This window comes from Streptococcus sanguinis (assembly GCF_003943735.1).
Classification (GTDB): Bacteria; Bacillota; Bacilli; order Lactobacillales; family Streptococcaceae; genus Streptococcus; species Streptococcus sanguinis_E.
In genome coordinates this window covers 127,238-141,990 of record NZ_RJMV01000005.1, presented here as the reverse complement: position 1 = coordinate 141,990, position 14,753 = coordinate 127,238, and the positions used below count along the sequence as shown (strand labels likewise).

Here is a 14,753-nt window from a genome sequence, read left to right as displayed (position 1 = left end):
TTTAGGAATAGACTTTTACTTTGCGGACGCTTATTCATCTTGGCAAAGAGGAAGTAATGAAAATTCAAATGGTTTGCTTAGAGAATATTTTCCTAAGAGGACTAATCTAACCGACATTACTGATGAATCGTTAGTAAATGCTTTACTTGCTATAAATCACCGTCCAAGAAAATGCTTAGGTTACAAAACAGCATTTGAGGCACTTATGGATGAATTTTAGATTTGTTGCACTTTTTATTGCAATTTATCATCTAAAAAACTCAAGCTAGATTTTCTAGCTTGAGTCTTATGTGATATTACACTCCCAATCGGATATGAGGGAAGTGGTTGTAGAGGTAGTCAAAGGTTGACTGAAGTTTAGTGTCTGTTGTTTTACCAATATTCTTAAAAGGCATTTGGTATTTCTTTTGATTGTTCCGAATAGCAACTAAGGTTGAGTTTCTGTTTGAAGCAACGAAGCCGCGCTGCATGGTGAGAATGTGGTGGTAGAGATGGACGACCTGTTTGAGATCAATCGCCTTGAAACCTCTATAGTAGGTAATGAGATGGTCTTTATAGACAGCAATTTTTAGCACATCGTCGTGGAAAGAAGCTTGCTCAAGCAGGATATTGAGATTGTTCTTGGCCTCTGGATAGGCTGCATAGATTTCTTCGTAGGCAGCGATATTTTTCTTGCGGCCGATAATTCCTATAACGACAAAGAGAACACTGAGTCCAATCAAAAACAGAATGTAGAACATGAATGCAAGATTGTCAGATTCAAATTCAGTGATAGAGATATAGGAGCTGCTTGACATTACTGTGATGACTTCGGGATTGTCTGCTAAGAGACCGCGAACGAGGCTGCCATAATTAGAGATATATCCCTGATTTTTTTTAGGGGAGTTAGCATTAACATAGGAGCCAACGATTCGGACAGGATTTTTTTCCAGCTCGCCCTTTTTCTCTTTTTCCAAGAGCTGGGCAATCTGCTTGTCCCCTTTTTTAGCCTGCAGACCAACATATCCGTCTTGATAGGCAACCAGCCAAACTTGAGTATTATCTTCTACTTCAATCAGGGCCTCTGGAAAAATATATGACACTTCAGCATAGACTGCTGAATCTGCTCCCGACTCGCTATTTCGGTCATAGGCGGTCTTGGTGTTGACCTTTTGGTATTGGATAAAGCCCATTACTGCAGCAACAACTAGAAAAATAAGAGAAATTACCAGTAGGGCGATGGTACCCTGGTTTCGTCTTTCCTTGAGCATAGCTCAACCTCCAAAATATAATCTAAAAAAATAATTTGATTAGCAAACTATCTTTTTTTGTATAGTATAACATAAATGCTTGACAAGTGGCAAGATTGTGTTAAAATATGAATGAACACAAAATATAATTCATTCATAAAAGAGGCATGGAAATGGATAAAAAAAATGAGCTCCTGGCTGCGGCTAGAGAAGTCTTTGCGGAAAAAGGCTATAAGGCAGCTGGAATTTCTGATATTGCTAAGAGAAGTCAGATGGCTGTCGGATCCTTTTACAAGTATTATGAGTCCAAGGAAGCTATCTTCTTGGAGGTTTATGTAGCTGAAAATAGCCGTATACGTGAGGAAATCATGCAACGCGTAGACTGGCAGGGCGAGCCCGAGGCAATCGTTGAACAGCTTTTTGCAGTCACTTTTGAATTGATTTCACCCAATAAAATTCTGGCTGAGTGGAACAAACCAGGCATTTCTCAGATTCTGCATGATTACTATAATCAGGATTCTGGACGAGCGTCCAACGCTTTTCATCAGTTTCTGATTCAGACCTTCAGCCAGCGCTTGCAGGAAGAGGGCTTTTCGAAAGAGAAAATAGCTGAGATCATGAAGGTTTATGACTTGATTTACTACATAGACATGCATGTCACGGAGCAGGAATTTTCAGGCTACTTCGATAGTCTTGAGACTTTAGTGAAATATTTTGTTAAGGGGATTTTTTCCAAATAGAGGAAATTCCTTTTCTTAGAAGCGTCAGTGAATGAATTTACAAAATTATTCATTCACAAACAAAGGAGGTGATGTCTTATGTCCTGTGATTCGGAAATGGAAAGGAACGTAATTAGATAAAGTATATTATTTTTTATCATGATATGAATGAATATTTTTGATAATTCATTCAAAAAAACAGAAAGTGAGGAAAAGAATGAATAAGCAAGGAGGATTTGCCATGAGCGGAATGGCTATTTTAGGTATCTGTCTGGTGCTGATTGGTCTTTTGACCATTGGCTACGGCGGTGCGACAGTTGGTTTTAGTTTAAGTGTGGATTTTCAGTCATTTTTAGTCGGAGGTCTCATTGTTGTCCTAATCGGAGCAGCTTTAATTCCGGGCTTGCCGGCAGTTGCTAAGCTGACGGTACTGGCTTTGACAACTTTATCATTGCTGATGTACATTCACATGATGCCAGATTTAGAGTTCATGCTTATGCTCATCTCAGATGTCGTAGTTTTAGGCTTTGCAGCTTGGGTTGCTATCCTTTTTTTAAGAAAGTAGGTGAAGAAGATGATTGTAGTTTATGATTCAAATACTGGTATTGGAAAACGATTTGCAGAATCACTGGGTTATCCGACCCAGACCATCAAGGAGAAACTGGAAGAGCCTTGTATTCTCATTACTCGAAATGCTGGTGCTGGGAAAATTCCTTGGTCTACCAAACGCTTTATCAAGAAACATCCTGGGCTGATTAAAGGTTTTGTTAACAATGGCGACTCTGTTAAACACGGCCGGACCTTCTGCGGAGCGACTGTTTTGATTATCGAAAAATATGGGCTCCAGCATATCTGTGATATTGACCGAGGCGGTAGTCCAGAAGATGTCAAGACTGTGCAGGCATTTTTGGCGAAGTGCTAGTCTCATCAAGCTTCGCATAAATGGAGGACTCGTATGTCTAGGTTCAAGAACATTGGGAGCTTGTTTCTGTCTCTGATTTCTGTCTTTATCCTAACGGCCTGCGGGCATGTACAGAAAGAGCCTGACACTTCAGATAAGACGGAAAGAAATTCTTCCAAACAAGAAGAAACAAATCAGAATCAGGTAGATGCAACTTCCAGTGCGTCACAGAAAGATTGACTTTTTGTCAAAATAGAAGAGCTGAAGTTGTTCAATGATTTCAGCTTATCTGTTCATTATTTGGCCTGTTTTGCTTACCATAAAGGAGAGAGAAGACTAACATCTTCTTTCTCCTTTTTATGATATAACCCTCTGAGCATTCCTATAGTTTTTTAATAGTCAATATGGTACAATGAATTAGTATTGTCTTTCCAGTGTTTGTCAAAAAGGCAGAAGAACATGAAAAGAGCGTGTTCAACTGGCTTGTCAATACGCTGTACTTTTAAACAAATTTTACTTGTGAGAAAGGAAGATTGCATGAATAAAAAACTGAGAGTATGGTTTCAGCTCATCATTCTCTGTCTAGGCGTGTTCCTGCCTTTCCTAGCCGGAACCCTTAAGGCTCAGGCGGCGGAACTCAATGATGTCATCACTGAGATGCACCTCACCACTAACTCTGGTGAGCAGCTGACCAATGGTGTGGATATCTGGCAGACCTTCCGCGTCTATGCTAAGTTTGCCCTGCCGGACAACCAAGCCCATGCGGGTGATACAACAGTGATTCATTTGCCGAATGAGTTTACCTTTGGGAATTCTTCAGCTATTGAGCTTAAGGATGAAAACGGAGCCCTGGTGGCTAATGGAGTCCTGGATAGCGATGCCAAGACCATCACATTGACATACACAGACTATGTGGAGCAGAAATCTGGTGTCAGAGGCGAGTTTTTCTTCTATTCGCGGATTGACCACGAGGTTGTCACAGAGGAAAGAGATATTCCAGCTACTTTCACTGTAGGCAATAATAGGATTCCTGCCGGCAGCATTCACTATAATGGACCACCGAAAAAGTATGAGTCTCTGTTAGAAAAGAGTGCTTTTCAGTGGGATGCTGATGCTAAGAATGAAATCCGCTACAATGTAGCCATTAACCGTAACATGGGCAACTACAAAAATGTCTCTGTGACGGACAAGCTGGGTGATACAAACGCTAAGATTGTTCAAGACTCTGTACGAGTTTATAAGGTTTCTTGGCGCTGGAATAATGGTGATTGGGCGCGTGATTCGACTGAAGACGTAACAGCTGACTTCCAGTCTAAAATGACCTTCGGCGCTGAAGGTGATAGCTTGACAATCAACTTCGGAGATGTAGAAGGCTTCGGCTACCTAGTTGAGTACAAGACATTAGCCAACTATGATTTGGCTGATGGAGAGGTTGTAGGAAATAAGGCGACTATGAACTACAACAATACCGAGACAGTGTCTGTAACTAATGAATACTCTTATCAAATTGCTGGCGGAAAGTCAGAAGGCTATAACTTCAAGGTGAAGGTTCACAAAACAGATGAGTCTAATGCTTCTCTGAGCGGTGCAGTCTTTGAAGTGGTGCGGAAAGCGACCAATAAGGTGGTTGGCACAATCACGACAGATGCGGATGGGAATGCGGAAGTTGGTAATCTTCTGCGCGACACTTATATCCTACGTGAAACGACTGCTCCAGCTGGTTACGATCGCCTGACAGAGGATATTACCATCAGTCCGACGGATTTTGGTAAGACTTTGAACGTAGGCAATCCGGCATCTGGAGATTCTGGGGACAGCAGATTGGTTGCAGTCAATGTAGTCAATAAGCAAACGCAAACTCCAACAGACAAACAGGTTACTTTCAGCAAGGTCAATCTAGCTGGTGAGGAAATTGCTGGTGCGCAGATTCTGATTTTCAAGGGACAGGAAAGCAAGGGCAGTCCTGTCGCATCTTGGACTTCAGAAGCTGACCAATCCAAGGAAATTAACCTAGAGCCGGGTATTTACACCTTCCATGAAGAAGCGGCTCCGACAGGTTATCTGGCTGTGACAGATATTATCTTCCAAGTTAATGAAGATGGCACTGTAACAGTTCTAGACGCTAATAGCAATGCTGTAGAATATACAGATGGTAAGTTGTTCATTACTGACCAAGCGGCACCTGCTGAACCAAGCACACCGGATAAGTCGGTTCAAGGCGGTATTAAGCCAAATCCATCATCTGATTCTGATAAAGCAGCAGACGGTCAAGGAAAATCTAAAAAAGTTCTTCCTGCGACTGGCTCTGCTGAAAGCCTTGGACTAGTTCTTGCTGGTCTGGTAGTCCTGACTCTTTTAGGACTTTACCGTAAGACTCGACTGAGCAAATAAATAAAGAGAGGATAGAGCAGAATGCTTTATCTTCTTTTGTTTGCACATTTTTGGTCTAGCTTTATTGCAGCTTACTGAGCAATTTCTTCCAGTTACTCATGCAGGGCAGCCACTTACGGAAAAACTCTTGTTTTTAGCTCAGAATCCTCTATAATAAATGGCAAATAGAAAAAGGAGACAGAAGATATGACAGATACAAAAATACAAGAGAAGCTGAAGCCAGGATTGAAGTTAGAGGATCTTCAAAAAGACGGGGACATCTATCTGGCGCTGAATCCGGACTATGTCTCAGGGGACAATGCCAAGTATATGACCATGTACAATCGCTTGGCTCGCTGGTATGATTTTGGTGAGAAATGGATGGGGCCACTTCTCCATGGCAAAGCTATTGACAAGCTGAGAAAGGACCAGATGGCAGAAATAGAATGGCAGGATCATCTATCCGTCCTTTATGTCTCTATCGGGACTGGTCAAGACCTGCGCTACATTCCTGAGAATATTGACCTGAAAAGCCTAGACTTTGTCGGAGCGGATATTTCCATAGGCATGCTGAAAAAATGTCAGAAATCCTGTGCCAAGAAGACAAATCTGCAGCTCTTTCATGCTTGTGCAGAGGACCTGCCTTTTGCAGATAATAGCTTTGACATCGTCTATCATATCGGTGGAATTAATTTCTTTAGTGATAAGGCCAAGGCCATGCAGGAAATGCTGCGGGTGGCTAAGCCAGGAACTAAGATTATGATTTCAGACGAGACGGCAGACTATGTGGACAAGCAATATAAGAAGAACCGCTTCAGCAAGAACTATTTTAAGGACGCTACTGTTGATTTAGGAGAAATTGAGGCCGCTATACCGACAGGAGTCAAAGAGAAGGAGTTAAAACTCCTCTGGGATGGGAAATTTTATGCCCTGACGTTTAGGAAATAAATCAGAATAACCGGACTTTGTTTCCGGTTTTTCTATGTTATTGAGGACATTGATTGTCAGACGTAATTGGCCCTAGCAATAGTGGTCTGATTTGCAAATGAACCATATAAATCGTCCACCTTTTCTAAATGACAAAAAGCTAAACAAATGTTAAAAAAAATCTCCTTTTGTGTATAGCCATTTTTCTTATAGTATGATAAAATGTAGATGTAATGTATCTATAAATGTTCGCTTTTTAGAAAGTGGGCACTGACAAGATGGGGAAGCTCAGTTAGTATACAATTACATTGTACATTTAAAACTGAATATTGTGAGAAAGGAAAATTGCATGAACAAAAGGATTAGAGCATTGCTCCACCTTATTATTCTTTGTTTAGGAGTCATTTTGCCATCAGTTGCTCCTCTTACTCAGGTGCAAGCAGCTGAGTTTGGTGATGTTATCACTGAGATGAGCCTGAAGAATTCTTCAGGTGGTGATTTGACGCAGGGAATTGATATTTGGGAAACTTTTCGAGTTTACGCAAAGTTTGTCTTGCCGGATAACCAAGTACATCAAGGAGATACGACAAAAATCACCTTGCCTTCTGAGTATGCTTTTGGGAACTCTTCAGCTATTGAGCTTAAGGACGGCTCGGATAACGTAGTGGCAAATGGATTTTTGGATTCAACCAACAAGACCATTACTTTGACCTATACAAATTATGTTGAGCAAAAGTCTGGTGTCCAAGGAGAATTCTTCTTCTATGCACGAGTTGACCATGATGTTGTGAGACAAGAAGGTGACTTGAATGGTGGATTTACCGTAGGAGGTCGGATGTTATATCCGGGAATCGTCCATTATAATGGACCACCCAAAAGATATGACTCAAAAATTGAGAAGAGCTCTTATCAGGCAGCAGAAGACGGTAAGAACGAGGTTCATTACAATATTGCGATTAATCGCAATATGGAGCATTATACCGGAGTAACGATAACTGACAAAATTACCTCGCCTAATTTTAAAATCATGAGGGACTCAATTCGGGTCTATAAAATTGCTTGGCGCTGGAATAATGGAGATTGGGTGAGGGATTCAACAGAAGACGTGACAGCTAATTTCCAATCAAAGATCACGGAAAATGCCGCTGGTGATGGATTCACGATTGACCTTGGCGACATGGATAGTTTCGGGTATTTGCTGGACTATAAGACAAAAGCAGATTACGATCTAGTTGATGGTGAGCGTGTTTCCAATAGTGCTACCATGACCTATAATGGTGGTCAAACAACGACATCAGCTGAAAATCGCTCTTACCAAATTGCAGGCGGTGTTGGAGAAGGCTACGTTTTCACTATTAAGCTTCATAAGGTTAATGAAAATGGTGAGAACCTGCAAGGTGCAGAATTTGAAGTTGTTCGTGATCGGAGCGGTGCAGTTGTCGGAAAATTAACCACAGATTCTAACGGGAATGCCAACTTGGGTGACTTGTTGCGCGATGATTATACCATCCGTGAAGTGACTCCTCCTACAGGATATGATAAATTAACTGAGGAAATTAAGATTGGTTCCCAGGATTTTGGAACAGACAAATCTGTATCGCGCGAGATCGTCAATAAGAAGACGGTAACCGAGCAGGATGTAACTTTCAAAAAAGTAGATCCAAACGGGAAAGAAATTCCTGGTGCGCAACTGAAAATCTATAAAGGTGATCATGTTGACCAGGAAGAAGCTCCTGTTGCAGACTGGACTTCAGAAGAAAATACTTCTAAAGTGATAAAATTGTCTCCAGGAACCTATACACTGACTGAAGCGAATGCTCCTGCTGGTTATCAATATGTAGAAGACATCACATTTACAGTAGGTGCTAATGGCACTGTTGCTCTTGTGAAAAAAGGAGCAGAAGATACTGTTCAAGCAGCAGGCTCAATTCTGACGATTACCGATAAGGAGGACAATAGTCCTAAAGCCATTACCTTCAGTAAGGTCAACCTAGGCGGTACTGAAATTGCTGGCGCTCAAATTAAGATTTTCAAGGGCAACAAAGCGCAGGGTCAAGCAGTAGAAAGCTGGACTTCCGAAGCTAATCAGTCTAAAGCAATCAATTTGGAGCCTGGTATTTACACCTTCCATGAGGAAGCAGCTCCAACTGGTTACCTCAAAGTAACCGACATCACTTTCCAAGTCAAACATGACGGCACAGTGGAAGTGACCAATGTCGGCGAGAAAGACTCCAAAGGAGAAAACAATAAGGTTGTGACTGACGGAGCAATCTTGAAGGTAACAGACAAGGATGACGACTCAGAACGAGATGTGACGATCAAGAAAGTAGATCCAAACGGGAAGGAAATTCCTGGTGCGAAATTGAAACTCTACAAAGGCAGTCAGATTCGTCCTGAAGCTAAGCCTCTTGCAGAGTGGACATCCGAAGCCAACGCATCTAAGGTAGTAAAATTAGCTCCAGGAACTTATTCTCTGAAAGAAAGCCTTGCTCCTGCTGGGTTTGTAGCTGTAGAAGATATTAAATTCACAGTTCATTCTGATGGCACCATTACAGTTGATGCTAAAGGCGCAACAGATTCTGTTGAAGCAAATGGCTTGGTTCTTACTGTAACAGATAAAGAGGACAATAGTCTGAAAGCCATTACTTTCAGTAAAGTTAACCTTGGTGGTACAGAAATCGCTGGTGCTGAGATCAAGATCTACAAGGGCGAGAAAGCCGAAGGGAACGCAGTAGAAAGCTGGACATCCGAGACTAATCAGTCTAAGGACATCAATTTGGCACCTGGTACTTATACTTTCCATGAGGAAGCAGCTCCAACGGGTTACCTCAAAGTAACGGACATCACATTCCAAGTCAAGCATGACGGCACAGTGGAAGTGACCAATGTTGGTGAGAAAGACTCTAAGGGTGAAGACAACAAGGTCGTAACCAACGGCTCAACTGTTACAGTAACGGATAAAGACGATGATCTTCCACGTAAGGTAACCTTCAGTAAGGTCAACCTCGGCGGTACTGAAATTGCAGGTGCTGAAATCAAGATCTACAAGGGCGAGAAAGCCGAAGGCCAATCAGTCGAAAGCTGGACATCCGAGGCTAATCAGTCTAAGAACATCAACTTGGCACCTGGCACTTATACCTTCCATGAGGAAGCGGCACCGACCGGCTACCTTAAAGTTACTGACATTACTTTCCAAGTCAAAACTGATGGAACAGTAGAAGTGACCAATGTCGGAGAGAAAGACTCCAAGGGTGAAGAGAACAAAGTCGTAACCAACGGCTCAACTGTTACAGTAACGGATAAAGACGATGACCTTCCACGTAAGGTAACCTTCAGTAAGGTCAACCTAGGCGGTACTGAGATTGCCGGTGCTGAAATCAAGATTTATAAGGGCGAAAAAGCTGAAGGCCAAGCAGTCGAAAGCTGGACTTCTGAAGCTGGTAAGTCTAAAGAATTAAACTTGACTCCAGGTACTTATACTTTCCATGAGGAAGCAGCCCCAACCGGCTACCTCAAAGTAACAGACATTACTTTCCAAGTAAAAACTGACGGAACAGTAGAAGTGACAAACGTTGGCGAGAAAGACGCTAAGGGCGAAGAGAACAAGGTCGTAACAAACGGTTCAACTGTTACAGTGACCGATAAGGATGATGATCTCCCACGTAAGGTGACTTTCAGCAAGGTCAACCTTGGTGGAACAGAAATCGCTGGTGCAGAGATCAAGATTTACAAGGGCAACAAGGCTGAAGGCACAGCAGTCGAAAGCTGGACTTCTGAAGCTGGTAAGTCTAAGGATATCAACTTGGCGCCTGGCACTTACACCTTCCATGAGGAAGCCGCTCCAACCGGTTACCTCAAAGTAACCGACATCACATTCCAAGTGAAAACTGACGGCACAGTAGAAGTGACAAATGTTGGTGAGAAGGACTCTAAAGGTGAAGAGAACAAGGTCGTAACAAACGGCTCAACTGTTACAGTGACCGATAAGGATGATGATCTTCCACGTAAGGTAACTTTCAGTAAGGTCAACCTTGGAGGTACAGAAATCGCCGGTGCTCAGATCAAGATCTACAAGGGCGATAAAGCTGAAGGCCAAGCAGTAGAAAGCTGGACATCCGAGACTAATCAGTCTAAGGATATCAACTTGGCGCCTGGCACTTACACCTTCCATGAGGAAGCAGCCCCAACCGGCTACCTCAAAGTGACCGACATCACTTTCCAAGTCAAACATGACGGCGCAGTGGAAGTGACTAGTGTAGGAGAGAAAGACTCTAAGGGTGAAGAAAACAAGGTCGTGACAAACGGCTCAACTGTTACAGTAACCGATAAGGATGATGACCTTCCACGTAAGATTACCTTCAGTAAGGTCAACCTTGGTGGAGAAGAAATCGCAGGAGCTCAAATCAAGATCTACAAGGGCGACAAGGCAGAAGGCAATCCAGTAGAAAGCTGGACTTCGGAAGCTGGTAAGTCTAAAGAACTAAACTTGGCACCAGCTACTTACACCTTCCATGAGGAAGCCGCACCAACCGGCTACCTCAAAGTAACGGACATCACCTTCCAAGTCAAGCATGACGGCACAGTAGAAGTGACAAATGTTGGTGAGAAGGACTCTAAAGGTGAAGAGAACAAGGTCGTAACAAACGGCTCAACTGTTACAGTGACCGATAAGGATGATGATCTGCCACGTAAGGTGACCTTCAGTAAGGTCAACCTTGGCGGTACAGAAATCGCTGGTGCAGAGATTCAAATTTTCCAAGGCAAAGAGGCAACTGGCAATCCTGTAGCAAAATGGACTTCAGAAGCAAATACATCGCACGAGCTTGAATTAGCTCCTGGAGTATATACCTTCCATGAAGCTGCAGCCCCAACCGGTTATCTAGCTGTTACCGACATTGTGTTCCAAGTGAATCTCGATGGCACAGTAACAGTTGTAAATGCCGATGGAAATACAGTAGAATACAAGGATGGGACGTTAGTCGTAACTGACCAAACGAAACCGACTGGCCCAGAAAAGGATCCGTCTAAAAAAACAGATGAACCAGATCCGAAAAAATCAAATCAAGATAAACCTGGAGATAAGGGGAAGACGAAGAAAATTCTGCCTTTCACAGGTACAGAAATCAGCTTTACGCTACTTGCTTTCGGTTTGATTCTGATAGTTGGTTGTGGGGTTTATTTCGGGATCCGTTTCAAAAAATAAAACAGAAAACAAGTGTCAATGAACATTGACGCTTGTTTTTTTATGTGCTTGATGAAAGAAGCCGATAGGTATCGGTGAATTTAGGCCTATTGACGCAGTTTAAGGGAAATCGAAAACTATTTTTCTAAGTGACAAAAATGTAAGTTTAAAGGCTAAAATGAAAGGTTATCTTATGGCAGCTAGCCTGGGAATTCGCTATCCTATAAGTGTAAAGAAAAAGAAGATAATTATCTTCCAAACTAAAAATCAGATTTCAAGAAGGAGGCCCGCTATGAAAATCAATCTTTTTAACCATCGCCAAAGTAAACCTAAAGCTCAAAAGATTTCCAAGGAAGAAATCGAGAAGACTCGCCTAGGCTGTGCTTCCAGTCAATATTATTTCTGGCTGCAGTACAGTCACTGAGAGATTCCGTTATTCAAGGGTAAGAGAAAGGTCAGTTGACTTTTCTCTTTATCTGACTTGGAGCACAAGATGACAAAAATGTAAGATTGGCAGGCAAAATGAAAGATTAGGTTATGGAAACTTGTCTGTCTTTCCGGTATGATAGTAGTATCAAGTAAAATAAAGAAGAGGTTCGAGTATGACATTATTAGACGTACAGCACGTGAAAAAGATTTATAAAACCCGCTTTCAGGGCAGCCAGGTTGAGGCACTGAAGGACATTCACTTTACGGTAGAAAACGGCGAATATGTCGCCATCATGGGGGAGTCAGGCTCTGGGAAATCCACCCTGCTCAACATCCTAGCCATGCTGGACAAGCCAACAGAGGGCCGCGTCTTTCTCAACGGAACTGACACGGCAACCATCAAAAACAGCCAGGCTTCCAGCTTCCGTCGGGAGAAATTAGGCTTTGTCTTTCAGGACTTCAATCTGTTGGATACCCTGTCGGTCAAGGATAATATTCTCCTGCCTCTGGTCCTCTCTCGTCGCCCCATTACCGAGATGATGCAAAAGCTGGTTACTACCTGCAACGAGCTGGGGATTAACAAGCTGCAAGAGAAGTTTCCTTATGAGATTTCTGGAGGCCAGAAGCAGCGGGTCGCAGTGGCTCGGGCCATCATCACAGACCCTGAGATTCTGCTGGCGGATGAGCCGACAGGAGCCTTGGATTCCAAGTCTTCAGCGGCGTTGCTGGATGTCTTTGACGACATCAATGCACGAGGCCAAACTATTCTCATGGTGACCCACTCAACTGCAGCGGCTAGCCGCGCCAAGCGGGTGCTCTTTATCAAGGATGGGATTCTCTACAATCAAATCTTCCGAGGCGACAAGACCGAGCGGCAGATGTTCCAAGAGATTTCTGATACTCTGACAGTTATGGCAAGTGAGGTGAAAGACTAGTGTTTCGATTAGCAGCAAAATTGGCGGTATCCAATCTGATTAAGAACCGCCGTCTCTATTATCCTTTTGCACTGGCTACCTGTGTGGCTGTAGCCATTTCTTATATTTTCAACTCCTTGGCTTTTAATCCCAATCTATCCAAAATGACAGGTGCCAGCTCTGTTATCCTCGTTTTGGTCCTAGGGGTTGTTATTGTAAACATCACAGCTGGAATTATTGTCTTTTATGCCAATCAATTTGTTATGAAGAATCGCTCCAAGGAGCTAGGGCTTTATGGTATGCTAGGTCTTAATAAGAGTCATCTCTTTGTTATGACCTTTATTGAGCTACTAATCTTCGGGCTAGTGGCTGTAAGCTTGGGGCTGACTATAGGTCTTCTCTTTGACCAGTTGATTTATGCCTTTTTGCTCAAGCTCATGGGTACCAAGGTGGTTCTAGTTTCGACATTTCAACCTTTTGTATTGGTATTGATTATCATTTTCTATGCTTTTGTATTTTTCTGTTTGCTAATTAAAAACGGCTTTTACTTAAGAAAGTTTGATGCTCTGCAATTAGTCAAAGAAAAAAATAGCGGGGAGAAAAAGAGTCGCTTTTTACTCTTGCAAACTATTATTGGTATGTCTTCTCTCGCTTTTGGCTATTATCTTGCTTTAGGTGTATCTAATCCGATGGCAGCCATTATCATTTTCTTCGTAGCTGTACTTTTTGTTATTCTAGGGACTTATCTACTTTTCAATGCAGGAACAACTGTTTTCTTGCAATTTTTGAAAAAGAAGAAGACGTTTTATTATCAGCCTGATAACATGATTTCAGTATCTAATCTAATTTTTCGAATGAAGAAAAATGCAATCGGTTTAGCGACGATTTCTATTTTGTCGACAATGGTTCTGGTTACTTTATCTGGTGGAGCCAACATTTATGCTGGTGGTGATTATATGCAGAATGCCATGTTCCCGCATGATTTCAGTATTCAAGGAAAAGAAATAACAGGTGAGGTGCTGGACCAAGCTTTGACAGAGTTTGTTCAGGAGCAGCAGCTACAGATTAGTAAAAAAGTTATTTACCAGTATTATACGATAGGAGTTAGCGGTCGAACTGGCAATCAGCTAGATATTTATTCTAAGGGACAGAAATCATTCACTCCAAATCTTTATATTTTGGCCATTTCTGAGAGTGATTATCAAGGAATGACGGGTCAAAGTCTTCAGCTTAAAGATTATGAAATAGCCATATTTGAGCAAGGACTGGAACTAGACAGCAAAAAAGATTTACAGCTAGCTGATAAAAATTTAAAAATCAAGAGAAAATTAAAAGAAGATTTCGTTTTCGGTAATATACCCGATCCGATGAATATGATAGTGCCTGAAAAAATCTATATGGTAGCTAAAAATCCGAGTCAAATCTTTTCTTCATTGATGAACGATTACGCTGTTAATGTTAACTATTATGGAGGATTAAATCTCAAGCTTCCAAAAGAAGAACAGAGAAAACTCAAAGAAGCATACCAAGAAAAGCTAAGCAGTTTTAATACCACCTTACCTGAAAATCAAGGTATTTATGGTTCGGTGACAGCTTTTGATAAGCAAGAAATAAAAGGAATGCTAGGTGGTATGTTCTTTATTGGAATTTTCCTATCAATCGTTTTTATGCTTGGAACTGTTCTTATCATCTACTACAAGCAGATTTCTGAAGGCTATGAAGATCGAGAAGGCTTTGTTATTTTACAAAAGGTTGGATTGGATGAAAAACAAATTAAGCAAACAATTCGTAGGCAAATTCTGATAGTCTTTTTCCTACCACTAATCTTTGCTTTTCTTCATTTGGCATTTGCCTATCACATGTTGAGCTTGATTTTATCTGCTTTAGGGGTGCTGAATGCCACACTCATGTTAGTGGTGACTCTGGGTGTTTGTGCTCTGTTTATTGCAGTATATGTCGGTGTCTTTCTCATCACATCTCGCAGCTATCGCAAAATTGTGGCTATGTGATAGCAGAGACAGGCATCATATACCTTTCATCTATTTTAAAGACTTAGGCTGAGATTTCTCTCAGCCTTTCTTT

The 14,753-nt window shown here is 42.0% G+C and carries 12 protein-coding genes; 11 read left to right on the top strand and 1 reads right to left on the bottom strand.

Features of this window, described 5'->3' with window-relative positions; genetic code table 11:
* Nucleotides 1-220 (top strand): IS30 family transposase (locus D8877_RS07585; protein ID WP_125352950.1); only part of this gene is annotated, 220 nt, incomplete at its 5' end.
* A gap of 76 nt (nucleotides 221-296) precedes the next feature.
* On the opposite strand, the gene D8877_RS07580 is transcribed toward D8877_RS07585, so the two are convergent.
* Nucleotides 297-1,250: a hypothetical protein gene (locus tag D8877_RS07580; RefSeq protein WP_125352948.1), complete on the bottom strand. Its 954-nt coding sequence runs from the start codon at nucleotides 1,248-1,250 to the stop codon at nucleotides 297-299.
* Between the two features lie 152 nt (nucleotides 1,251-1,402).
* Between D8877_RS07580 and D8877_RS07575 the strand changes: the two genes are divergently transcribed.
* From D8877_RS07575 to D8877_RS07525, 10 genes are all read left to right on the top strand, one after another.
* Nucleotides 1,403-1,969, top strand: a complete 567-nt coding sequence (locus tag D8877_RS07575; protein WP_125352946.1) for a TetR/AcrR family transcriptional regulator — start codon at nucleotides 1,403-1,405, stop codon at nucleotides 1,967-1,969.
* Nucleotides 1,970-2,165: 196 nt separating this feature from the next.
* Entirely contained in the window at nucleotides 2,166-2,513 is a 348-nt protein-coding gene (locus D8877_RS07570; RefSeq protein ID WP_125340994.1) for a hypothetical protein, read from the top strand.
* Entirely contained in the window at nucleotides 2,514-2,870 is a 357-nt protein-coding gene (locus D8877_RS07565; RefSeq protein WP_185760195.1) for a class Ib ribonucleoside-diphosphate reductase assembly flavoprotein NrdI, read from the top strand. It begins immediately after the preceding gene.
* A 33-nt stretch (nucleotides 2,871-2,903) separates the two neighbouring features.
* Nucleotides 2,904-3,089 carry a hypothetical protein gene (locus D8877_RS07560; protein WP_125340992.1) on the top strand — a complete coding sequence of 62 codons (186 nt, stop codon included), beginning with the start codon at nucleotides 2,904-2,906 and terminating at the stop codon, nucleotides 3,087-3,089.
* Between the two features lie 297 nt (nucleotides 3,090-3,386).
* Nucleotides 3,387-5,240 carry a SpaA isopeptide-forming pilin-related protein gene (locus D8877_RS07555; RefSeq protein ID WP_185760194.1) on the top strand — a complete coding sequence of 618 codons (1,854 nt, stop codon included), beginning with the start codon at nucleotides 3,387-3,389 and terminating at the stop codon, nucleotides 5,238-5,240.
* Nucleotides 5,241-5,426: 186 nt separating this feature from the next.
* The gene (locus tag D8877_RS07545) at nucleotides 5,427-6,167 is read left to right on the top strand and encodes a class I SAM-dependent methyltransferase (protein ID WP_125340990.1); all 741 of its coding nucleotides are present in this window, start codon (nucleotides 5,427-5,429) and stop codon (nucleotides 6,165-6,167) included.
* Nucleotides 6,168-6,495: 328 nt separating this feature from the next.
* Nucleotides 6,496-11,349, top strand: coding sequence for a SpaA isopeptide-forming pilin-related protein (locus D8877_RS07540; protein ID WP_125352944.1), 4,854 nt, complete (start codon nucleotides 6,496-6,498; stop codon nucleotides 11,347-11,349).
* A gap of 271 nt (nucleotides 11,350-11,620) precedes the next feature.
* Nucleotides 11,621-11,752, top strand: a complete 132-nt coding sequence (locus D8877_RS12435) for a hypothetical protein (protein ID WP_009659231.1) — start codon at nucleotides 11,621-11,623, stop codon at nucleotides 11,750-11,752.
* A gap of 178 nt (nucleotides 11,753-11,930) precedes the next feature.
* Nucleotides 11,931-12,692, top strand: coding sequence for an ABC transporter ATP-binding protein (locus tag D8877_RS07530; protein ID WP_002923715.1), 762 nt, complete (start codon nucleotides 11,931-11,933; stop codon nucleotides 12,690-12,692).
* The gene (locus tag D8877_RS07525; protein WP_125340988.1) at nucleotides 12,692-14,680 is read left to right on the top strand and encodes an ABC transporter permease; all 1,989 of its coding nucleotides are present in this window, start codon (nucleotides 12,692-12,694) and stop codon (nucleotides 14,678-14,680) included. The genes D8877_RS07530 and D8877_RS07525 overlap by 1 nt, the downstream gene beginning before the upstream one ends.
* Nucleotides 14,681-14,753: the final 73 nt, after the last annotated feature.